The sequence below is a fragment of the Actinomyces sp. ICM58 genome, assembly GCF_000283035.1.
Lineage (GTDB): Bacteria > Actinomycetota > Actinomycetes > Actinomycetales > Actinomycetaceae > Pauljensenia.
Genome location: NZ_ALIY01000082.1, coordinates 1 through 22032, shown reverse-complemented (window position 1 = coordinate 22032; position 22032 = coordinate 1). Strand labels below are relative to the sequence as shown.

Annotated in this window: 20 protein-coding genes; 9 read left to right on the top strand and 11 right to left on the bottom strand. The window is 65.7% G+C overall.

Going from position 1 to position 22032, the window contains the following annotated elements; translation table 11 throughout:
* Positions 1 to 30: 30 nt before the first annotated feature.
* From HMPREF1138_RS04105 to glf, 5 genes are all read right to left on the bottom strand, one after another.
* Positions 31 to 777 carry an HAD-IIB family hydrolase gene (locus HMPREF1138_RS04105; protein ID WP_009056853.1) on the bottom strand — a complete coding sequence of 249 codons (747 nt, stop codon included), beginning with the start codon at positions 775 to 777 and terminating at the stop codon, positions 31 to 33.
* A complete protein-coding gene (locus tag HMPREF1138_RS04100) occupies positions 758 to 949 on the bottom strand; it encodes a methionine/alanine import family NSS transporter small subunit (RefSeq protein ID WP_009056855.1) in 192 nt (63 codons plus the stop codon). The genes HMPREF1138_RS04105 and HMPREF1138_RS04100 overlap by 20 nt, the downstream gene beginning before the upstream one ends.
* Complete coding sequence (locus HMPREF1138_RS04095; protein WP_009056871.1) at positions 946 to 2532, bottom strand: sodium-dependent transporter; 1587 nt, start codon at positions 2530 to 2532, stop codon at positions 946 to 948. Before HMPREF1138_RS04095 ends, HMPREF1138_RS04100 begins: the two co-directional genes overlap by 4 nt.
* Positions 2533 to 2717: 185 nt before the next feature.
* Entirely contained in the window at positions 2718 to 3656 is a 939-nt protein-coding gene (locus HMPREF1138_RS04090; RefSeq protein WP_009056893.1) for an AEC family transporter, read from the bottom strand.
* Between the two features lie 16 nt (positions 3657 to 3672).
* Entirely contained in the window at positions 3673 to 4815 is a 1143-nt protein-coding gene (gene glf / locus HMPREF1138_RS04085; protein WP_009056883.1) for a UDP-galactopyranose mutase, read from the bottom strand.
* Positions 4816 to 4975: 160 nt separating this feature from the next.
* Between glf and HMPREF1138_RS04080 the strand changes: the two genes are divergently transcribed.
* From HMPREF1138_RS04080 to HMPREF1138_RS04070, 3 genes are read left to right on the top strand one after another with little or no spacing between them, the layout of a single operon-like run.
* On the top strand, positions 4976 to 5686 hold the full coding sequence (locus HMPREF1138_RS04080; RefSeq protein WP_039936815.1) for a LytR/AlgR family response regulator transcription factor: 711 nt from the start codon (positions 4976 to 4978) through the stop codon (positions 5684 to 5686).
* A gap of 1 nt (position 5687) precedes the next feature.
* A complete protein-coding gene (locus HMPREF1138_RS04075) occupies positions 5688 to 7046 on the top strand; it encodes an ATP-binding protein (protein ID WP_009056895.1) in 1359 nt (452 codons plus the stop codon).
* Positions 7043 to 7564 carry a GNAT family N-acetyltransferase gene (locus HMPREF1138_RS04070; protein ID WP_039936812.1) on the top strand — a complete coding sequence of 174 codons (522 nt, stop codon included), beginning with the start codon at positions 7043 to 7045 and terminating at the stop codon, positions 7562 to 7564. Before HMPREF1138_RS04075 ends, HMPREF1138_RS04070 begins: the two co-directional genes overlap by 4 nt.
* 12 nt (positions 7565 to 7576) lie before the next feature.
* Here HMPREF1138_RS04070 and HMPREF1138_RS04065 read toward each other — a convergent pair whose 3' ends face one another.
* From HMPREF1138_RS04065 to HMPREF1138_RS04055, 3 genes are read right to left on the bottom strand one after another with little or no spacing between them, the layout of a single operon-like run.
* Positions 7577 to 8587, bottom strand: coding sequence for a glycosyltransferase family 2 protein (locus HMPREF1138_RS04065; protein WP_009056851.1), 1011 nt, complete (start codon positions 8585 to 8587; stop codon positions 7577 to 7579).
* Positions 8588 to 8618: 31 nt separating this feature from the next.
* On the bottom strand, positions 8619 to 9230 hold the full coding sequence (locus tag HMPREF1138_RS04060) for a hypothetical protein (RefSeq protein ID WP_009056885.1): 612 nt from the start codon (positions 9228 to 9230) through the stop codon (positions 8619 to 8621).
* A 44-nt stretch (positions 9231 to 9274) separates the two neighbouring features.
* Positions 9275 to 11734, bottom strand: coding sequence for a glycoside hydrolase family 3 C-terminal domain-containing protein (locus HMPREF1138_RS04055; RefSeq protein ID WP_050981232.1), 2460 nt, complete (start codon positions 11732 to 11734; stop codon positions 9275 to 9277).
* A 129-nt stretch (positions 11735 to 11863) separates the two neighbouring features.
* Here HMPREF1138_RS04055 and HMPREF1138_RS04050 point away from each other — a divergent pair, with 129 nt between their 5' ends.
* The 4 genes from HMPREF1138_RS04050 to HMPREF1138_RS04035 are packed head-to-tail and all read left to right on the top strand — an operon-like array spanning position 11864 to position 14808.
* A complete protein-coding gene (locus HMPREF1138_RS04050; protein ID WP_009056882.1) occupies positions 11864 to 12742 on the top strand; it encodes an HAD hydrolase family protein in 879 nt (292 codons plus the stop codon).
* Positions 12743 to 12758: 16 nt separating this feature from the next.
* Positions 12759 to 14021, top strand: coding sequence for an MFS transporter (locus HMPREF1138_RS04045; RefSeq protein ID WP_009056891.1), 1263 nt, complete (start codon positions 12759 to 12761; stop codon positions 14019 to 14021).
* 59 nt (positions 14022 to 14080) lie between these two features.
* Positions 14081 to 14344 carry a PTS glucose/sucrose transporter subunit IIB gene (locus HMPREF1138_RS04040; RefSeq protein ID WP_272942386.1) on the top strand — a complete coding sequence of 88 codons (264 nt, stop codon included), beginning with the start codon at positions 14081 to 14083 and terminating at the stop codon, positions 14342 to 14344.
* Complete coding sequence (locus HMPREF1138_RS04035; protein WP_039936807.1) at positions 14341 to 14808, top strand: PTS sugar transporter subunit IIA; 468 nt, start codon at positions 14341 to 14343, stop codon at positions 14806 to 14808. The genes HMPREF1138_RS04040 and HMPREF1138_RS04035 overlap by 4 nt, the downstream gene beginning before the upstream one ends.
* A 100-nt stretch (positions 14809 to 14908) precedes the next feature.
* On the opposite strand, the gene malQ is transcribed toward HMPREF1138_RS04035, so the two are convergent.
* The 3 genes from malQ to ettA all read right to left on the bottom strand — a co-directional run bounded on the left by malQ (position 14909) and on the right by ettA (position 19361).
* The gene (gene malQ / locus HMPREF1138_RS04030) at positions 14909 to 17059 is read right to left on the bottom strand and encodes a 4-alpha-glucanotransferase (RefSeq protein WP_009056866.1); all 2151 of its coding nucleotides are present in this window, start codon (positions 17057 to 17059) and stop codon (positions 14909 to 14911) included.
* A gap of 42 nt (positions 17060 to 17101) precedes the next feature.
* Positions 17102 to 17386, bottom strand: coding sequence for a PTS transporter subunit EIIB (locus HMPREF1138_RS04025; RefSeq protein ID WP_009056873.1), 285 nt, complete (start codon positions 17384 to 17386; stop codon positions 17102 to 17104).
* Between the two features lie 292 nt (positions 17387 to 17678).
* A complete protein-coding gene (gene ettA / locus HMPREF1138_RS04020; protein ID WP_009056878.1) occupies positions 17679 to 19361 on the bottom strand; it encodes an energy-dependent translational throttle protein EttA in 1683 nt (560 codons plus the stop codon).
* A gap of 318 nt (positions 19362 to 19679) precedes the next feature.
* Between ettA and HMPREF1138_RS04015 the strand changes: the two genes are divergently transcribed.
* On the top strand, positions 19680 to 20564 hold the full coding sequence (locus HMPREF1138_RS04015) for a biotin--[acetyl-CoA-carboxylase] ligase (protein WP_009056879.1): 885 nt from the start codon (positions 19680 to 19682) through the stop codon (positions 20562 to 20564).
* Positions 20551 to 22032, top strand: a 1482-nt coding sequence (locus tag HMPREF1138_RS04010; RefSeq protein ID WP_009056887.1) for an acetyl-CoA carboxylase biotin carboxylase subunit, incomplete at its 3' end; no start/stop codon positions are given. The genes HMPREF1138_RS04015 and HMPREF1138_RS04010, both read left to right, overlap by 14 nt.

Genomic DNA, 22032 nt, shown 5'->3' with positions numbered 1-22032 from the left:
GCCCCGGCCTCGTCCCTCTTGGTCAAACGGTCAACTCACGGATGCCACGAGCTCGTCGATGACCTGGACGCACTCTTCCCACCCGGACACGGCACGCGTCGCGTAGCCCGCCGCCTTCACCGGGTAGTCGTTGCCCTCGGGATCCAGGCGGTCCCCGATGAAGAGCATCTCAGAAGCGGGGATGCCGGTCTCCTCGACCAGCTTGCCCATACCGTAGGCCTTATCGATGCCGCGCGTCGTGATGTCGACCGAGGTCGAGCCGCCGCCGCGCACATCCAGCTCCGGCACGTCGGGCTGCACCGCGTCGCGCAGGGCGGCCTTCTTGGTGCCGTCCGGGTCCCAGGCGCGCTTAGCGTCCAGCGGAGCCTCCTGGCCCAGGGCCGAGAAGGTGATCTGAGAGCCCCGGTCCTCGATGATGTTGCCCCACGGGTTCTCCTCCCACAGGCCAAGCTCGCGGGCGTGGCGCTCCAGGGACTCGATGACGCGACCGGCCACCTCGGGGTCCAGGTCGTGGGCGTAACGCTCGACCCACGCCCCGTCCTCGAAGCGGTAGTAGCGCGTGCCGCAGGTGGGCATCAGGTGCAGGCGCGAGAGCTCCTCGTCGGAGGCGTGGAGATTGTCGAGCACCTGGGTGCGGAACTGCCCCATCTGGCCGCCGGAGATGATGCACACCTCCACGTGGTCCAGCAGGGAGCGCAACGCCACGTCCATCTGGGGCGGGAGCGGCGACTTGGAGGGAGCCAGCGTATCGTCAAGATCAAATGCGATAAGCCTCATAGCGTTCCTTCTGGTCGCGCAGAGCCAGCTGTGCCTCGATGGCTTCCTGAGCAGCCTTCGTCTCCTCGTCCGAGGGAACGGACAGGACCTGCAGGAGCACGACGGAGGCCACGAGGCCACCCCACACGAGCAGGATCGTCAGAATCATCAGAGCGATAGCGGGAGCGGTCACTGGGCGCCTCCTTCGGTCGAAGCGGTTTCGTCAGCGTCATCAGCGAGGATCTGAGCGACCGTCGCCTGGGCGTCCACCGGGCGGTGCTTCCACGGGATGAACGTGAGGATCAGGGAGGCGAGCACAGCGATCGCCACGGACCCCCAACCGAAGATCAGCACGTAACTCGTCGGGTACTTCCCGTAGCCATTCGTCAGCAGGTCGACGATGGACATTGCCATCATGACGAAGAGGACGATCGGGATGACAATTCCGACGAGGGGCTCCCAGAGCCTGGGAACCTTCACGCTGGACACCGAGTTGAGGTGGGCGCGCAGGACGCCGAGGCGCGGGCCGGTCACCGCACACAGGACGGCAAACATGATCGCCGAAGAGACGACGCCGACCGAGTTGATGAAGTTGTCAACAATGTCGAGGTTGTTCAGGCCCGAGCGGGTACCGAAGAGCGCCAGGGAAACGACGGTCGCGGGGACGCCCAGGACGAGAGCCGAGCGGGCGGGCGACCAGCCGAACTTATCCTGGAGCCCGCCGGAGACAACCTGGAGGAGGGAGAGCAGCGAGGTCACGCCGGCCAGGACCAGCGACGAGAAGAAGAGGACGCCGAAGATCGGACCGCCCGGCATCATCGAGATGATCTTCGGGAAGGTCACGAAGGACAGGATCGGGCCGGTCAGGCCCTCGACCTCGGAGACGCTCACGCCGCCCTGGTGGGCCATGAAGCCGACGGCGCTGAAGACGCCGATGCCCGCGAGGATCTCGAAGGAAGAGTTCGCGAAACCGGCGACCAGGGCGGTGCCCGTCAGGTTCGACTTGGGCTTCAGGTAGGAGGCGTAGGTCAGCATGATGCCGAATCCGACGGACAGGGAGTAGAAGATCTGCGCGAAGGCAGCCAACCACACCTTGGGATCGGCGAGCGCCCCCCAGTTCGGCGTGAAGAAGGCGTTGAGGCCTTCGACGGCGCCGGGCAGGAACAGGGCGCGGACGACGAGCGCGAGGAAGAGGATGACGAGGAGCGGCAGGAAGACCTTGTTCGCCGCTTCGACGCCCTTGGACAGGCCACGTCCGATCACGAAGAGGACGAGGATCCACACGAGCGCGAGGGGGATCATGACGGCCCAGGCGGGCGCCCACGAGAAGGTGTCACCGGGGACGACCTGCAGGAACGTGTCGGTGAAGAAGGTCGTCGGGTCATCGCCCCACGCGGCGTTGACGGAGTAGATCGTGTACTGCACGCCCCACGCGAGGACTGCGCCGTAGTAGACCATAATGACGAAGCAGACGAAGGTCTGGAACCAGCCAATGAACTCGCCGCCGCCGATGATCTTGCGCAGCGCCCACGGCGGGGAGCCGCGGAACTTGTGGCCGACCGCGTAGTCGAGCCAGAGCATGGGGATACCGACGAAGACCAGTGCAACCAGGTACGGCACCAGGAAGGCGCCGCCGCCGTTGGAGTAGGAGACGCCGGGGAAACGCCAGATGTTGCCCAGGCCGATGGCCGAGCCGATGGCCGCCAGGAGGAAGCCTGTCTGGCCGCTCCACGAGTCGCGCGCACGGGGCGCGGAGCTGGATGCGGAGGATGACATGAAGTGAAGTCCTTGCATTCGTTTGTATTGGGGATAATGCTCAGTCAGACTATGGCCGTTACACGACGATGTCAGCCACAGTCCACGATACAGAACGTGTTTTTGGCCTCTTTTTGACGTGGTCTTTGCCGACGTGAACGTTCGCAGACGCGCGAACGACGCTCTCCGAGAGCACCCCGCGAGCGTCAGGAAACCATCCCGAAGGCGTGGAATAACGCTGCAATCCCAACGACAACGGGCAGCGATGCGAAGGTCGTCACGAGGACCGTCCCCTGTGCGATCCGCTCCCCCGCCTTCGCACGAGTAGCCGCGATGTAGGCGTTTTGTGCGGAGGGCAGAGCCGCCATGATGGTGACGGACATGAGGGCAGGGCCGGAGAGACCGAGCAGGATTCCGACGCCGCACGCGATCGCGGGTTGAAGGGCAAGCTTGCCGACGATGGCGCAGGCGGAAGCCGCAGCACCCGAATCGCCGCAGGCCGACCGGCGATCCACGAGGGAGGCACCGAAAGACAGGAGAATCATCGGGGGCGCGGCCGCCCCGAGCATCGACGTCGACACGTCGAGGAGCGTCGGCATCGGCCAGCCCGCCGCAGAGAAGAGGAAGCCGCACGCCGCCGCGATCACCATGGGGTTGCGCACGACGACCCGCGCGATGCCGGCAATCGATGGACGCTGCCCCGACCCCACCAGGTCAGCCAGGACGAAAAACATCGGGGTAAAGAAACCCAGTTGGAACACCAGGATGGGAACGACCGCGGAGGCGTCATTCAGCACGTAGACGGCGATCGGGATACCGATATACGCGCCGTTATTGAGGGACGAGGCCATGGCCCCCAAGGCGGTCTCCCCGCGCGTCAGGCGCAGGAAAAGCCTCGCAACCAGCGCGAAAATGAGTGCCGTCCCCACGCCCGATGCCGCGGCCACGGCGAGCGGAGCGCCAAAGACCCCCGACGTGCCGGTTGAGACGATAGCATGGAAGAGCATCGCCGGGCTGGCCACCCAATACGTTGCCGACGCAAGGGTGCCGGCGACCTCCGGCCCGAGCGCGCCCCCGCGGCGAGCCACCCAGCCCACGCCGATGATGAGGGCGATCGACAGAACCGACCAGACAATCGACGCCATGCGAAGAGGAAATCCGTCAGCGCCAGGAGGCCACGGCCTCGTCGACCTTGGTGAGGGCCGAGGCAATCGCCATGTGCATGTCGAGGTACTGGTAGGAGCCCAGGCGCCCGCCGAAGAGCACGTCCTTCTCCCCCGCGGCCATGTCGCGGTAGGCGGCGAGCGTCGAGCGGTCCGACGGCGAGGCGATCGGATAGTAGGGTTCGTCGCCGGGGCGCGCGAAACGCGAGTACTCGCGCTGAATAATCGTGTTCGTCGCGCCAGTGCGATCCCGCTCGGGGTGCAGGTGGGCGAACTCGTGGATACGCGTGAAGGGCACGTCGCGATCCGAGTAGTTCATGACGGAGCAGCCCTGGTAGTCGGGCACGTCCACGACCTCGGTCTCAAAGTCGAGGGTGCGCCAGCCGAGCTCGCCGGCCTCGTAGTCGAAGTAGCGGTCGATCGCGCCCGTGTAGACAACCGGGACCTGGCCGACGGTCGCGGCCTTCGAGAACGGCGACGAGCCGTCGAAGAAGTCCACGCCCGTGTGCACGGTGATGCGCGGGTGGTCGACCATGTTGGCAATCCACGCGCCGTAGCCGTTGAGGGGCAGGCCCTCGTAGCGGTCCTGGAAGTAGCGGTTCTCGTAGGTGAAGCGCACGGGCAGGCGCGTGATAATGGACGCGGCCAGCTCACGCGGGTCGGTCTGCCACTGCTTGGCCGTGTACCCCGCGATGAATGCGTCGTAGAGCGGGCGGCCGATCAAGCTGATGGCCTTCTCCTCGAGGTTGCCGGGTTCTCCCGTGATCTCGGCGGCCTGGCGCTCGATGAGCGCGCGGGCCTGCGCCGGCGAATATGCGGCTCCGAAGAACTGGTTGACCGTGCCCAGGTTGATGGGCAGCGGGTAAACGACGCCCCGGTAGTTCGCGTAGACGCGGTGGCGGTAGTCGTTGAATGCCGTGAATCGGTTGACGTAGGACCACACGCGCTCGTTCGAGGTGTGGAAGAGGTGGGTGCCGTAGCGGTGTACCTCGACGCCGGTCGCCTCGTCGATCGAGGAGTAGGCGTTTCCTCCGATGTGGTCGCGACGCTCAATGAGGGTCACGTTCATGCCGAATCGCTCCGCGGCCTCGCGGGCGAACGTCAGGCCAAAAAAGCCCGATCCAACAACGAGCAGATCCACTCCACTCCCCTTTCACGGTAGTCAGATTAATCGTAGCCGCCTCCACCTGCGGGCGCGCTCGTTTGTGATCGACGAGGCCGGGGCGTGGACTCGCGCGGGCGGCGCGGCGGCGCTCGCTTATCCTTGTTTCTATCAGCTGATACGGGAGGGAGGATCGGTTATGGTGCGCATCGCCGTCGTCGAGGACGAGGCCGTCTCACGTCAACTCCTGGCCGATTACCTCGCGCGCTACAGCGAAGAAAACGACGCGCCATTCGAGGTCACCTATTTCGAGGACGGCGGAGCCATCATCGGCGACTACAAGCCGGTCTACGACATCATCCTCATGGACATCCAGATGACTCACGTGGACGGCATGAGCGCGGCCCGCGCAATCCGCGAGGTCGATCAGGAGGTCGTCCTCGTGTTCATCACGTCCGCCGCGCAGTTTGCGATCCACGGCTACCAGGTGGGTGCGCTCTCCTACCTTATGAAGCCGCTGCCCTGGTTCGCGTTCTCGCAGGAACTCTCGCGGTGTCTCGAGACCGTCGCTAAGCGGCGCGGCGCCTCGGTCCTCCTGCAGTCGGGCACCTCCACGCACCGCATCGACGTCGCCGACATCGTCTACGTCGAGTCGATTAAGCACCGCTTGGACGTGCACACGGTTTCCGACACCTATTCGATCACCTCGTCGCTCAAGGCCATGGAGGATCAGCTCGCCGGTCACGACTTTTTCCGGTCGAACTCGTGTTACCTCGTCAATCTCGCCCACGTGCGCGGCGTCGCCGACCAGGAGTGCCTGATGACGGGCGGGGAACGTCTGCGTATCTCCCGGCCTCGCAAGAAGGCGTTCATGACGGCTCTGGCGAGCTTCGCGGGCGGGATCCACTGACGTGTTCGAATCCCTGCCGGACATCCCACGCCTGTTCACCGCCCTGGCCGAATGGGGCGCCGCCCTCGTGTACGTTGTCGTCGTTGCGCGATCGGCGTCGTCGAACGCCCTGAACCCGAACGCTGCCGTCCCCCGATGGAGGCTCGCCGCTGCGGCCGTCGGTGGCCTCGTGGTGCTCGTCGGAGCCCAGGAGGTGCTCGGCCACGCTCCCCTGTCCCTATGGGTGCCGGGCATGATGACGGCTTACGGTCTCATGTGGAGTGTCATCCGTCTGGGAACTGCACTGGACTGGCGCTGGGTGACGCACATGAGCGCGCGTGCCTTCATCGTCGCAGAGCTCGCAGCTTCCCTCGCTTGGCAGGTCGTCGTGTACTCCCACGCCGACAAGCCCTACTGGCACCCGTTGTCATTCGGCGGGTTTGCAGCGATTGCGGCGACGTGCCTGGGCGTCGTCTACTTCTTCGAACGACGCGTCTGCCGCCAGGGGGCGCTGCCCATTCTCCGTTTCGCGGACCTCGCCTCCGGCGTGTGTATCGGCATGTCGATCTTTGCCCTGTCCAACCTGAGTTTCATCTCGACGGCGACCCCGTTTTCCGGTCGTTCTGGACTCGAGATCTTCTACATCCGCACCCTCGTCGATCTGGCCGGCTATGCGATTCTCTTCGCGCAGTTCGAGCGGATCCAGCAGAGCGCGACCGAGCGCGAACTGACATCCATCCAGGCCTCCCTGGATGCCCAGCACCACCAGTATCTGGCAGCCAAGGAGGACATGGAGCAGGTGGCGCGCGCTCACCACGACCTCAAGCACCAGGTGGAGGCAATTCGCGCGGAGCTAGACCCGGGACGCGCCGCCGCATCCTTTGCCGAGCTCGAGTCCTCGATCGAGCAGATCGGCCAGCAGTACCACAGCGGCAATGCGGTCCTCGATGTCATCCTCACGACGAAAGGCCGTGCGTGCGCGGCGGCCGGCATCAACTTCACGGCGGTCGCCGACGGCGCCCTGCTGGGATCCATGTCGTCGATGGATATCGCCACCCTCTTCGGCAACGCCCTCGACAACGCGATCGAGGCCTCCCGGCGCGTCGACGACCCCGCCAAACGCCTCATCAAATTGGCCCTGTTCCGTCAGGGACAGATGGTGGTCATCCGGGTTGACAACTGGTTCGACGGCCGCCTCAACACGGACGCCGGTGGGCGCCTCACGACAATCAAGCCCGACACCGTCCGACACGGCTGGGGGGTTAAATCCATCCAGTGGACGGCCCGCAAGTACGGTGGCCAGGCGGTGACGGACGTAGCAGACCACTGGTTCACGCTGACGGTGCTTCTCCCGTCCACGAATGCCCAGGAGGACGAATGACGATCATAGACACCCCCCGCCTGCGCTTACGGCCCTGGAACGATATGGACGCACCGGAGCTCTACGAGCTGGCCCGCGATCCCCGCATCGGGATGCTGTGCGGATGGAAACCCTTCGAGTGCATCGATGATGCTCACGAGGCGCTGTCGACCGTCCTGGCGGCACCCGACAGCTACGCGGTGACGCTCGGATCGACCGGTGAAATCGTGGGCTCGATCGCGCTGCGCATTGACACAGACTCCCCCGAGGCAACCGTCGCTGACATCGGATACTGGATCGGCGCACCCTACTGGGGCAACGGTTATGCGACGGAGGCGGGGCGCGCCATCATCGAGCGCGCGCATGAGCTGGGCGTCGAGACGATCATCTTGAAATACTTCGACGGAAACGACGCCTCGCGAAGAGTCTCAGAAAAACTCGGCTTTGCATGGCAGAGCCGCGACGAGGACGTGGAATACCCGCTCATCGGTAAGCTCCTCACCGTCCACCGCACGGAGTTGGCGCTGACGGCGCGCTGACGGCGGCGCCTCTCAGTTGAAGCCGAGGACCGCCGCCGCGACCTTGTAGCCGCCGCGAACAACCGTCGGCGACGCGTGGCGCACGAGGCCGGCGAGCAGGTCCTGGCGCAGGCGGTCCGTGGCCTCGGGGTTGATCTGATCCATGGTCTCCCAGATCTGCTCCTTGAGGGCCAGGTGCTCGGGCGTGCCCGACAGCTGCGCCATGACGGAACAGACGACGGCGTTAATGCGCAGGTAGTGGACCATGTAGCGCCAGAGCTTGTCCTCGACGTCGGCGCGCGGGGGCAGCGCACGGGTCATCGCCTCGTTCACTCGGGCGAGCTGATCCAGGCGCGTGATCATGACCTTCTCGTTGACGGACTGGTCGTCGCGCCCGATGAAGTAGTGGTACAGGTCCACGTCCAGGTAGCGGATCGTCGAAATGTAGGGCAGCGGCACGAACGAGTACAAGTAGTCCACGTAGAACGTGTGCTCGGGCATGACCAGGCCGGAGGCCCGCACGACCTCGGTGCGCATCGTCAGGGCGTGCATCATGAGGTACTGGTCGTAGCGGCAGCGGCGCAGGTCCGCCCAGCCGAAGGTGCGCCCACGCGGCAGGACGTTGCGGTAGCGGATGACGGCCTTGTGAGCCTTTCCCTGCTTGTCGTACACGTAGTTGGTGACGAGCAGGTCCAGGTCGCGCCCGGCCTCGCGTTCCTCGCGCAGGACGTCGAGCACGGCGTTCGTCGCACGGCGGTCCAGCCAGTCATCGGAATCAACGACGCGCACGTGCGTACCGGTGGCGGCGGCGAGCCCGGCGTTCACGGCGCCGCCATGGCCCTTGTTTTCCTGGTGGATAACCCTCACGGAGGGGTAGCGAGCGGCCCACTCGTCGGCAATTTCCGCGGTGCGGTCCTTCGAACCGTCGTTGACGATGATCGCTTCGAGTTCGTCGCCGTATCCGACGAGCGTGGTCAGCGCCCGATCAAGGTAGTCTTCGGAATTGTAGGCGGGCACGATCACCGTTAGCAGCGGCGCGCTCATGGAGTCTCCTCTCGTGAAGTCTCCCCGTAGTTTACTGTGCCGCGCTGGCCTGCGCGTCCTCCGGCGTTGCTTCCTGCTTGAAAATCACCTTAAAGATGGGGAAGAACACCCAGAAGGAGATGGCCGCGTTGATGATCATCGTGATGACGTCGGCGACAGTTTCGCCGCCCGCGCCCATCGCACCGATCGCCCAGGCGTAGATCGGGTCCTTGTAGAGAACCTGGAGGGCGGCCGCGGCGATCGTGATGACGACGTAGGCGACCGTGTACCAGAACGCTGCCTTTCCTACTGACGAGTTGGATTTGAAGGTGACGTTGCGCTGGGCGAAGAAGTTGATGACCTGCGCGATCAGCAGGGTGATCTCGACGGCAAGGAAATAGGCGAGACCGCCGCCTCCTCCCATCGACATGGAGCCCGCCGGGTAGTCGAAGAGGAAGACCGTGTGCCCGTGGGAGACGCCGACGGGCAGGAACTGGAAGGCCGTGTCGACGAGGCTCGTGTGCGCGAATGCCGCCTTGAATGCTGGCATGAGGACCAGCTGCAGCACCGTGATGCCGTTGGAGAGGATGAAGAAGATGATGAACTGGGCGGCCGTGGTGTGCTTGTCTTCGAAGGCAGTCCACCAGCGCTTGAGAGCCTGCATGAGTTGTCCTTTACGTCAGTGTGTTGAACGAGGCCGGGGCCGCGTCATCGGGTCTGGTCGAGTTCGCGCTGGGTGGCCTTGTTGGCGCGCGCGTTGGAGATAAAGCCGAGGGCGGCGCGGGTGAGTCCTCTCAGGGGGTGCCCGTTGACGGCCAGGAGGATCGCGTCCACCATGTCGGGGCTTGCCGCGCCGTTGCTCATCTTCGCGATGGCACGGAACGGCATGTTGAGGACGAAGAGAATGTTGAGGTCCGGGTTCCCCTTCGCGTCTGCCTTCGCCTTGAGGGCGTGGAGTTTGCGTCCCGCGACGCGGGCGAGCCAGGTCTTGGCGCGCGTCATCTCAGACAGCGGGTCGGAGGCGACCAGGTCGTCCGCAGGGTGTGCGGTGGGAATAGTCCGACCCAAGAGCACCGCGAATTCGCCGTTCGTCACGCTCGCGACATCGGCGCTCAGGTAGTGACCCAGGGCCGGGTCGATCGGCGCGGGAGTGGTGCCGGAGACCTCGAGGGTGGCGCTCAGGGGCGTGTCGACGACGTTGCGCCCCACGTGGACCCACCAGGTTCCGGCCTCCCTCTCCCACGCACCGCGCGAGGTCTCCCAGTGGCGGAAGGTGTAGCGATCGAAGGGGATGGTGACGCGCACCGACTCACCGGCTGCGACCTCGACCTTGGCGAAGCCCTTGAGCTCGCGGGCTGGGCCGAACACGCCTCCGGGGGCGCTCACGTAGAGTTGGACGACCTCGGCGCCGTCGCGCGTGGAGGTGTTGGTGACCGTCAGGGTCGCCCCCTCCTGGTTCACGGTGAGGTCGGAGTATTCGAAGCTCGAGTAGGACAGTCCGTAGCCGAAGGGGAAGGCAACGTCGACGCCCGCGGTCGTGAAGTAGCGGTACCCGACGAAGGGGCCTTCGCGGTAGTAGGACAGCGGGCCGGCCGCCGGGTACCAGGCGGCCGTCGGATGGTCCTCGTAGGAGAGCGCGTATGTTTCGGCCAGGCGCCCCGACGGGTTAACGACACCGGTGAGGACGTCGAGCATCGCACCTGCGCCTCCCTGACCGGTCAGGTAGCCGTTGACAAGCGCGGGCACTGAGCCGGCCCACGGCATCTCGACGCTGGCCCCACCGGTGAGCACGACGACGGTACGCGGATTAGCGGCAACGACGGCCTCGACGAGTCGATCTTGCCCATCGGGAAGCCGCATGTGGGGCCTGTCCAGCCCCTCGGACTCAGCGAGTTCGTCGAGTCCCACGTATAGCAGTGCCACGTCGGAGCGCGCGGCGAGGGCCACGGCCTCGGCGATGAGGGCGTCGCTCGTTCCACCATGACGGTCGTAGCCGCGCGCGTATCCGGTCAGGACGAGGCCTCGGGCCGCCTCTCCCTGCGCCTCGAGCAGCTCGCGCGGAGCCTCGGTGCGCGTGGGGTTGACCTGGGAGGAACCCGATCCCTGGAAGCGCGGCGTGTCAGCAAGGTCGCCGATGAGGGCAACGCTCGTGCCGACACTCAGAGGCAGGAGATCATCCTCGTTGCGCAGGAGCGTAATCGCCTCGGAGGCGATGCGCGTAGCCAGCTCGTGGTGCTCCTCGAGGTCGTAGGGCGTAGGCGCGGGCAGGCCGGCGCTCGCGGCCGCCACGTTCAAGACCTCCTGGGCGCGCGCGTACACGTCGGCGGCCTCCAGTTCACCGGCCTCGACGGCCGCGACAATCTGTCGGGCGCCCGCCAGACCCGGGGCTGGCATCTCCAGGCTGCCACCGGCACGAGCCGCCTCAACCGCACTGTTCGAACCGCCCCAGTCAGAGACGACCATGCCGTCGAAGCCCCACTCGGTACGCAGGATGTCGGTGAGAAGGTGCTTGTTCTCGTGCGCGTAGACGCCGTTGACGAGGTTGTAGGAGCTCATGATCGCTCGCGGCTTGGCAGTGCGGCACACGATCTCAAAGCCGGTCAGGTAGATCTCACGCATCGTGCGCGCGTCCACGATCGAGTCCGACGCCATGCGTCGCAGCTCCTGGGAGTTAACCGCGAAGTGCTTAGGGCAGGCGGCGGTCCCCGTCGACTGGATTCCTTCGACGAGGCCCGCGGCCATGCGTCCGGCGAGGATCGGGTCCTCGGAGAAGTACTCGAAGTTACGTCCACACAGGGGAGAGCGCTTGATGTTCAGGCCGGGGCCGAGCAGGACGTCCACGCCGAGGCCGCGCGCCTCCACACCCAGCGCCTCACCCATCTCACACGCCAGGTCGGGATCCCAGGTCGCCGCGAGCGCGGAGGCCGTCGGGAAGCAGGTCGCCTTCTCGGCCTCGGCGATGCCCAGGTGATCCGCGTCGCCGAGTTGGCGGCGCACGCCGTGGGGCCCGTCGCTCATCACGAAGGAGGGAACGCCTGCCGCCCGGATCGCACGGGAGTCCCAGGCGCTGGAACCGGACAGAAGCGCCGCCGCTTGCAGGAGGGTGAGGTCACTAGCGTCCGTCAGTGCTGCGTGTTCCATCGTCGTGAACTGCCTTTCGTGCTCCATCGCGGGTGTTGTCGATGGTTCCAGTGTGGACCGTTGTCGTTGCGCTGGACCGACCGTGCGCATGATTTGTCGTTTGCGGGGCCTGTTCTGCACGTCCGTGGCCTTTTGTCACTGAGATAAGATGGTTGTATGAGAGACACCGATGTTCCTGCGCAGGCTCGAAACGAGGCCGGTTCTCCCCGCGCGGTCTTCGTTGACATCGACGGGACGCTGTGCGATTCACGTCAGCGCGTCCCCGACTCAGCTATTCGCGCGTTGGCACAGGCACGTGAAAGGGGCCACCGCCTGTTTGTTTGTACGGGACGTTCCGTGCCCGAGGTCTACCCTCGCTTCGTCGACCTAGGCTTCGAGGGCATTGTCGGCGGGGCCGGAGGATACGCCGCCGTTGGTAACAAGGTGCTGCTCGACGAGCGAATGCCTCGCGAGCACGTCGATGTGTTGACTGCCCTGTGGGAGGACCTTGACGCTTTCTTCATCTGGCAGGGCCCCGACCAGATGGGTCCCTCCGAGGGCTACCTCGACTTCTTTGTCCCCCGCGCCGGCAAACATCCTGAGGACTGGATCGAATACGCTCAGTCAATTTCGCCCTTTATCGTCGACATCGACGGTGGGGCTTTCACGAAGGTGACGGCCTACGTGCCACCGGACAAGGCCTCCCTGGAGCGCGTGAGCGCCGCCCTCCCGGAAGGCTACCGGGCCATCATCGGCTCGGTGGGAGCGGCCGGGTATGTCCCCTTCGAGATCATTCCGGATCACCTGTCCAAGGCGGTGGGTATCCAGGCCGTCTGCAAGCACGTCGGTATTGCCCTGTCTGACACCGTGGCGATCGGCGACTCCAATAACGACGTCGAGGCCGTGGCGCGCGCTGCCGTCGGCATCAGCATTGGCGGTGGCTGCGATGACCTGGTTGCGGTCGCCGACATCGTTGCCCCCGCAGTCGGCCAGGGCGGCCTTGCCTGGGCGCTGGCAGCCGCCGGACTCATCGACGAGGCACCCACACCGGCCTAGGCCTCGGTGATGACAGATGGTTCTCTCCGTCAGATCCTGGCTCCACCACCCACTCACCCATAACGTTGCTTTCATGCACCTGTGGGCGGGACAAACCGCCGCAGAGATCGGCTTCCAGGTGGGAGCCCTGGCGACCTCGGCGATCGCGATCAGCCTCCTGCACGCCAGCGAAACTCAGATCGGACTGCTTTCCGCCCTGCAGACCCTCGCATTTTTGCTCGTCGGCTTGCCCGCCGGCGCCTGGGTGGACCGGTGGCGCAAGCGCCACGTCATGATCGCCGCGAACCTCACGCGCATCACGGCCCTGACGTCTATCCCCCTGGCCTACATCCTCTCGTCACTGACCCTCGTACACCTCATGGTCGTCGCCACCATCCTCGGCCTATCCACCGTCTTCTTCGACGTCGCCTACCAGTCCTACGTCCCGCTGATCGCCTCCAAGCGGTACATCGGCGCGGCCAACGGGCGCCTCGAGGCCTCGTACCAGGTCGGCCTTGCCGGGGGTCCGGGGCTGGGCGGCTGGCTCCTCGGCATCGTGGCTGCTCCCTTGGTCTACCTGCTGACCGCCGCCACCTACGTTGCGTCCACGTGGGCGATCTGGCGCATTCGCACGCCCGAGCCCACTCCTGTGCGCAGCGATGCCACGCTCGGCGCCCAGATACGCGAGGGCCTCGCCTTCGTGCGCGGCCAACGCATTCTCTACCCGCTCTTTTCCTGCATTGCCGCCGCGGCCTTTGCAAACGCGGGCATCCGGGTGCTGCTGCCCCTCCTCGTGCTGCGCACCCTGAGCATGAGCGCCACGCAGCTCGGCTTGTTGCTCAGCGCCGGGGCGATCGGCGGATTCCTCGGGGCGCTCACCCGGCCAGTGTGGATCGCCCACCTGGGAATCGGGCGCACCCTCGTCATCACCAATATCATCGGCGTTCTCGTGATTGTCGCCCAGCCGGCCTCCATTCACGCCCCGGGCATGGCCGCGTGGATCATTGCCGTGAGCGGCGTCGCCTCTTCCTACTTCCTCACCGTCTACAACGTCACCCAGATGAGCCTGCGTCAGGAAATCTGCCCGCCCGACATGCTTGGGCGCATGAACGCGATCTTCCGCTTCGCAGTCTGGGGCGTCATGCCGCTCGGCTCCCTCGCATCGGGTGTCGTCGCGTCCTGGGCAGGCGTCGAGGCGACCATGTATATCTTCACAGCGACCTCAATCGCGGCGGGCATCGCCATGGGCTTCACCCCTGCGGCTCGTATTCGAGGGGCGAGCGCCGCCGACGTCTCATAATGTGACGCGCGTCCGGGAATTATCCGCGCACCCACCCGCCCGAGCGCGATACCATAAGTGTGAGGCAAACCGCATACGCCAAGGAGGACACCATGAGCACCGCAACGACCATCGTCGAGGCCCTGGGCGGTTGGGACAACATCTCCAACCTGGAAGCCTGCATCACGCGCATTCGCCTGGACGCGGCGAACACCGACCTCATCGACGAGGCCAAGCTGCGCGCCGCCGGCGCCTTCGATGTCGTCATCGTCGCAGACACGGTTCAGGTCGTCATGGGCCCCGACTCCGAGGACCTCGTCGACGAGATGCTCGCCAGTCGGTGACACTCTCGGTCCGAGCGCCCTTCTCCGCGCACGTCGTACCACTGAGCGAAGTACCCGATCCAGTCTTCGCCAGCGGCGTTGTCGGTGACGGCTGCGCACTTGTGCCCACCGCCGCCGAGGACTGCGTCACCGTGCATTCCCCCATCAACGGCGTCGTCACGAAGCTCAAGCCGCACGCGGCCATTGTGACCTCCACACGCGGCGTCTCGATCCTCGTCCACCTGGGCATCGACACGGTGAGCCTGCACGGCAAGGGCTTCGCCCTCCTGCTCGAGGAGGGCGACGTCGTGGCGACCGGCGACCCGCTCATCCATTGGGATCTCACCCCGGTTCGCGACGCGACCCTTTCCCCCTGCGTCCCTATCGTCATCGTGAGCCCACCCGGTCTCACGGCGACGTCGCATGCGCTTCGCAGCCAGGTCTCCATCCTCGACCCGATTTTCTCCATCGAGGATCCTGCCTAAGGGGACGCGGCACGCGAGGCAGCCCACGACACACGACAAACGAGTAACCCCGCAGCCTCTGAGGGCTGCGGGGTTACTGCTTGATGTCCCGAGGTCAGTGTCAGCGCACCGATCCGGTCAGCAGGGCGAAAAGCGAGGTGAGGCGCTCGTTGCTGGGCAGATCCTCAATGAAGACCTCCTCGCCGTCAGAGTCGCACAGGGGCACGCACCAGTTGGGGTACTGGTCCGCTCCGGTACCGGGCATGTTCTGCGGGCGCACGTCACCCACCGCGTCGACCAGCGAAGCGACAACGAGCTTGGAAGGAACCTTCGCGACGTAGCGGTACAGGCCCTCAACCATCTCACGTTCGGACGGCTCCGCGCCGTCGACGCACCCATACTCGTGCAGGCGCGCCGCAACCTGCTCCAACTCCAGGCGGTCGCCCGCGCGCACGGTCTCGATATCGTCGGTCAGCAGGCCGAGCTCGCCGCGCAACGTGGTCTGGATGCCGCGGATGTAGCCGAGGGTCGGGGGCAGATCGTGGATATTGACCGCAGCCAGCGCCCGTTCGCGGTAGTGCTCGGGACGCAGCGGCCAGCCGCCGCCGTCCTTTTCGAACCACACGACCGAGGTGCCCAGAACGCCGCGATCACGCAGGTAATCGCGCACCCACGGCTCGACAACGCCCAGATCCTCGCCGATGACGACCGCACCGGCACGCTGGGCTTCGAGCAGGATGACGCCGATCATGGCCTCGTGGTCGTAGTACACGTAGGTGCCCTCGGTGGCGGCGCAGCCCTCCGGGATCCACCACAGGCGGAACATGCCCAGGATGTGGTCGATACGCACGGCACCCGCGTTGGCCAGGGCGGCACGAACCATGTCGCGCAGCGGCGTGTAGCCACTCTCCGCGAGGGAACGCGGCGACCACGGCGGCTGGGACCAGTTCTGGCCCTGCTGGGAGTAGACGTCCGGCGGGGCGCCCACGGTCATGCCCGTGGCGAAGAGCTCGGGACGGCTCCACTTCTCGGAGCCATGACCGTGCACGCCCACGGCCAGGTCGGCCATGATGCCGATCTCCATGCCGACCTCACGCGCCACCTGCTGGGCGTGAGCGAGCTGCTCAGAGGCGATCCACTGGCACCACTCGTAGAAGTTCACGCGGTCAGCCAATTCGAGGCGCTCAAGTTCGACGCGCGGCGAGGACGAGCGCTCAAGATCCTCGGGCAGCTCGATCGTCCCCTCGCGCTCCACGAGAGCACACCACAGCGCATAGTTCGACAGCTCGGTTCCGCCGTCTTCGACGAAATGATCGAACTGGGACTGGCGGTGGTAAGAGCGCGGCACGGCGAAGATCATCTCAAGTGCCTTGCGCTTGGCCTCCCACGCACGATCACGGTCGATGAGATCCTCGCGGCTTGCGAACTGGCGCGTCTCCTCGCGCAGCTGCTCGATGGTCTCGCGCGCGGACTGCGGCAGCGCCGCGTATTCCTCGATGGACTCGGGGCGAACGTAGATCTGGTTGAGCCACCGCCGCGACACCGGCAGGTACGGGGACGTCTCCAGCGGAGAAACGGGCTGCGAGGCGTGCACCGGATTGATGAGCAGGAAGTCCGCGCCCTTGTCCGCACAGACGGCGGCCAGATCGGCCAGGTCTGTAGCATCGCCGATACCCCAGGAGGATGCCGAGCGCGTCGAGTAGAGCTGGGCATTGACGCCCCACGCGCGGCGGGAGGACTCCAGAATGGGCAAAGAGAGCGCATTCGGGACGATGATGAGGGTCGCAGATTCGACGCGCCCACCTTCGACGGTGGCGACGAGGCGGTGCCATCCCAGCGGCAGCCAGTGAGGGACATCGAAGGTCGCGCGACCCACGAGCTCACCGTCAATCATGCGCGGGGGCACGTAGCGATCGATCTGCTCGCACTGCCCCTTGCGCCCGTCTTCGAGAACCCACTGCACGTTGACCCACGAGCCGTCGGGCACGTTCACGGGGAAGAGGTAGCCGCCGCCCTCGCGGGCGACGATCGTCGGAGGCAAGGTCCGACGCCACTCGCGCTCCTCGGTCAGCTGCATCGCATGGTCGACGTCTCCCACCGTGGACGATTCGTTGAGGGGAAGACCGAGGGCGCCGAGAACCTTGAGAAGGGTTGGGGCGCCAACGCCCACCCAATTCCCATACCAGTCCCAAAAGCCGGTCGCGATGCCGTTAGCATCGGCGATACGTCGCAGCTGGTCGATATTGTCTGATGCGGGGGAATGGATATCCACGGAAACTAGCTCTCTACGTTGTGGGCTGGGAACATCTCAATATTATGCGTGGGCCCGCTGTGACAGAGCCTCCACAGGCGTGTCATGGGCCACGGATTGAATCGACGCGATCATCGCGGTCGCAATATCGTCGGAGTTTGCCCCGCACACAATCTGAACAACATCACCCGAACGCACGACGGCCAACACGCCGTCGACGCGCAGTGCAGCTTCATCGACCGCCCGCTGAGTCTTTACTTGAACACGGATGCGCATTGTGCAAGGTTCGACCTCAACGATATTGAGGTGTCCACCCAGCGCGTCGATAAGCGTCTGTTCGATCGCCATCGGAGCCCCTTTCACGCTGTCGAAATTTTGCGATTCGAGTCACATAGTAGATGTGACCTGCACAAAAGGCAAGTGGGGTCCGCAACATGGGTACGCGGCTTGTCAAGCCGGCCATACCCCCTGGAGAGTGCTCGTTTCGATGACATGCAGCACCGACTATTGATACTGTCAAACCTCCTTGAAAATGACGCCGGAGCAGCCGCCCGACGACAAACGAGCACGCCACCGAGGCCTCGTGACAACGACGAGCGGGGGAAGGCCATACAGCCCTCCCCCGCCCCGGCGACAAGTGTCAGTCGCGCGTCAGCTTGCGGTGCGTCACGCGGTGCGGATTGGCGGCGGCCTCACCGAGGCGCTCCACCTTGTTCTTTTCGTAGGCCTCGAAGTTGCCCTCGAACCAGTACCACTTGTCGGGATGCTCCTCGGTCCCCTCCCACGCGAGGATGTGGGTGGCGACGCGATCCAGGAACCAACGGTCGTGTGTGACAACGACGGCGCAACCGGGGAAAGCCAGGAGGGCGTTCTCCAGCGAGCCGAGGGTTTCGACGTCCAGGTCGTTGGTCGGCTCGTCCAGCAGGAGGAGGTTGCCGCCCTGCTTGAGGGTCAGGGCCAGGTTCAGGCGGTTACGCTCACCACCGGAGAGGACGCCCGCAGGCTTTTGCTGGTCCGGGCCCTTGAAGCCGAACGCCGAGACGTAGGCTCGAGAGGGCATCTCGACGTTGCCGACCTGAATGAAGTCGAGGCCGTCGGAGACAACCTGCCACAGGGTCTTGTCGGGGTCGATGCCGGCGCGAGTCTGGTCGACATAGCTAATCTTGACGGTCTCGCCGATCGTCAGCTCACCACCGTCGAGGGGCTCCAGGCCGACGATCGTCTTAAACAGCGTGGTCTTGCCGACGCCGTTGGGGCCGATGACGCCCACAATGCCGTTGCGCGGCAGAGAGAAGGACAGGCCGGAGATGAGCGAGCGATCGCCAAAGCCCTTCTGGAGATCCTTGGCCTCGATGACCACGTTACCCAGGCGCGGGCCCGGCGGGATCTGGATTTCCTCGAAGTCGAGCTTGCGAGTGCGCTCAGCCTCGGCGGCCATTTCCTCGTAGCGGGCCAGACGAGCCTTCGACTTTGCCTGGCGACCCTTGGCATTCGAGCGGACCCACTCGAGCTCTTCCTTCAGGCGCTTGGCCAGCTTGGCATCCTTCTGCCCCTGAACCTGCAGACGCTTCTCCTTGGTCTCCAGGTAAGTCGAGTAGTTGCCCTCGTAGGGGTAGAGGTGACCGCGGTCGACCTCGGCGATCCAGCCGGCGACGTGGTCGAGGAAGTAACGGTCGTGGGTAACGGCGATGACCGCGCCCGGGTAGGACGCGAGGTGCTTCTCCAGCCAGAGGACAGACTCGGCGTCCAGGTGGTTGGTCGGCTCGTCGAGGAGCAGCAGGTCGGGCGCCTCGATGAGGAGCTTGCACAGCGCGACGCGGCGGCGCTCACCACCCGACAGGACGGAGACAGGCTGATCCGGCGGCGGGCAACGCAGCGCGTCCATCGCCTGATCGAGCTGGGAGTCGATGTCCCACGCATTGGCCGCATCGATCTGCGTCTGCAGCTTACCCATCTCGTCCATGAGGGCATCGAAGTCGGCGTCCGGGTTGGCCATCTCTTCGGAGATCTCATTGAAGCGGGCAAGCTTGGCGAAGATGTCGGCCGCGCCCAGGCGCACGTTTTCGATGACGGTCTTCGTCTCGTCCAGGACAGGCTCCTGCATGAGGATGCCGACCGAGTAGCCGGGGGTCAGGCGAGCTTCACCGTTGCTGGGCTCGTCCAAGCCGGCCATGATCTTCAGGATCGAGGACTTGCCGGCACCGTTGGGGCCGACCATGCCGATCTTGGCGCCCGGAAAGAAGGCCATGGTGACATCGTCGAGGATGACCTTGTCACCGATGGCCTTGCGAGCCTTGATCATCTGATAAATAAACTCCGCCACGTTACTCCGTTCGGGTGGTTCGGGGCGCGCACGCGCGCGCGGGTTCCCCTCTATCGTAGCGACCCAGTGCGCGCGGGGTCATAGCCCGGGGCGAGGCAGGCGTCGGTGATCCTCATCTCAGGGCCAAATTGCGCGGGTTTCGCACCTTCCGCGCAGTGCCGCGCATCGCGCTTGGTTACGCCTCCGTAGTGATTTGCCAAAAACTATTGCAATTTTTTAAAAAGTACGTGCATGTCGCCAACTTTTAAGACAAACTTTTAAGTACCGGGGCGCATGTGCGCCTCTGTCAAACACGGCCACCCACGGGAAGGAGAGCACATGAGAGCCCCCACGCGCATCTCCATCGACACGGCGCACGCCCCCGTCTATCACGTTCCCAGTGCCTCCTCGACGCTCGACGTGGCCGCCCACCTCCTCGCGGACACCGCCACGCCCACCCCCCACCTGACGACCGTCATCGCCGATAGTCAAAGCGCGGGACGCGGGCGACTCGGACGCTCCTGGGTCACCCCACCCGGCCAGGCCCTCCTCGCCTCCACGATCGTCTCCCTGCCCGCATCCCTGCCCACCGAGGCGCTGGGATGGCTCCTTCATGCCTGCGCGCTGGCCGTGCGCGACGCCCTCTCCGAGCGGCTGACACCCCTCGGCCACGCGATCACCCTCAAGTGGCCCAACGACGTCCTCGTGGACGGTCAACGCAAAATCTGCGGCATGCTCGCCCAACTCGCCCCTGCCTCGTCCCCCTTCACGACCTGCGTCATCCTCGGCTACGGCATCAACATCGCCCAACCAGCCGGGACCATGCCCACCGCCCACGCCACCTCCCTGTTCGCGCAAGGCGACACCCTCGCCGGCGAGGACCCCACAGGAGTCTCCCACCAGCTCCTCGCCGCGATCTTGGCCGGGCTCGACGCGCGCATCCGCGCCCTCATCGCCCACGGCGACGCCGCCTCCAGCGGCCTTCACGCCGAGGCCGAGGCCGCCCTGCCCCTCATCGGCACCCGCATCGTTCTCGCCAGCCCCACCGACGCGCACGGAACTCCCGCGCTCGAAGGACTCGCAACCGGACTCGCCCCCAGCGGAGCGCTGCTGCTGCGCACCGACGACGGGTGCACCCACCAGATCGACGCCGGAGACGTCCTGACGACCGGCACCCCCCTGACCCCCGTTCACGACACCAAGGAGAAGCGTGCGAACAATTAACCGAATCCTCGTCGCCAACCGCGGCGAAATCGCCCTGCGCGTGTGCCGTACCGCCACCGACATGGGTATCGCCACGATCGCCGTCTACGCCGACCAAGACATGGCCGCGCCCCACACGCGCGAAGCCGACGAGGCGCTCTCCCTGGGCGGAGACGACGCCGCGTCCACCTACCTCAACGGCGACAAGATCCTGGCCATCGCCCTCGAAACGGGAGCCGACGCCATCCACCCCGGATACGGCTTCCTGTCCGAAAACTCCGAATTTGCGCGCGCCGTCGAGGACGCCGGCATCGCGTGGCTGGGCCCCTCCTCCTCCGTCATCGACGCCCTGGGCGATAAGATCAACGCCCGCCGCATCGCCCAGGCGTGCGGCGTCGCCCCCGTACCCGGCGTCTCTGAGCCCGTGACCTCGCGCGACGAGGTCGAGGCCTTCATCGCCTCCGCCGGTTACCCCGTGGTGCTCAAGCGCGCCGACGGCGGCGGCGGACGCGGCATCAGCATCATCCGCACGGCAGCCGACCTGGACCTGTTCTTCGCGCGCCACACCGACGCCGCCGACCTCGGCGCCCACTTCGTCGAGCGCTTCGTCGAGGTCGCCCGCCACGTCGAAACCCAGTCCGCGCGCGACTCGCTGGGTAACTTCCACGTCATCTCCACGCGCGACTGCTCGGTCCAGCGCCGCAACCAGAAGCTCGTGGAAGAAGCCCCCGCGCCCTTCCTGCCCGACGGCGCCCACGACAAGCTCGTCGAAGCCTCCCGCGCGCTCTTCGAGCACGTCGACTACGTCGGCGTCGGCACCGTCGAATTCCTGCTCGAACCGGACGGCAACATCTGGTTCCTCGAAGTCAACCCGCGCCTCCAGGTCGAGCACCCCGTCTCCGAAGAGGTCACCGGCATCGACCTGGTGCGCGAGCAGATCCGCATCGCCCAGGGCCTGGCACTCACCACTCCCCCCGAGCCGCGCGGCCACTCCTTCGAGTTCCGCATCACCTCCGAAGACCCCTCCAAGGACCTGACCCCCACCGCGGGCCGCCTCGACGAGGTGCACTGGCCGCTCGGCCCCGGCATCCGCCTCGAACTCGGCATCGACCAGGGCGACTCCGTCCAGACCGCCTTCGACTCCATGATCGCCAAGGTCATCGTCACAGGCGCCGACCGCGAGCAAGCCCTGGCCCGTTCCCGCCGCGCGCTGGCCGAATTCTCCGTCCAGGGCGTCGCCACCCCCGTTCCCGTCTACCAGGACATCATCAACGATCCCGACTTCTGCGGCGTCGGCGGCTTCAACGTCTCCACCCGCTGGTTCGAGACCACGTTCATGCCCCAGCACGACTACTCGGATCTGGCGACCCCCGCCGAGGCCTCGTCCACCGCGGACCTGCCCCGCCAGACCTACATCATCGAGCTCGACGGCCGCCGCGTCTCCCTGACCCTGCCCGCCGGCATGTTCAACGCCCCCTCGGCCCCCGCT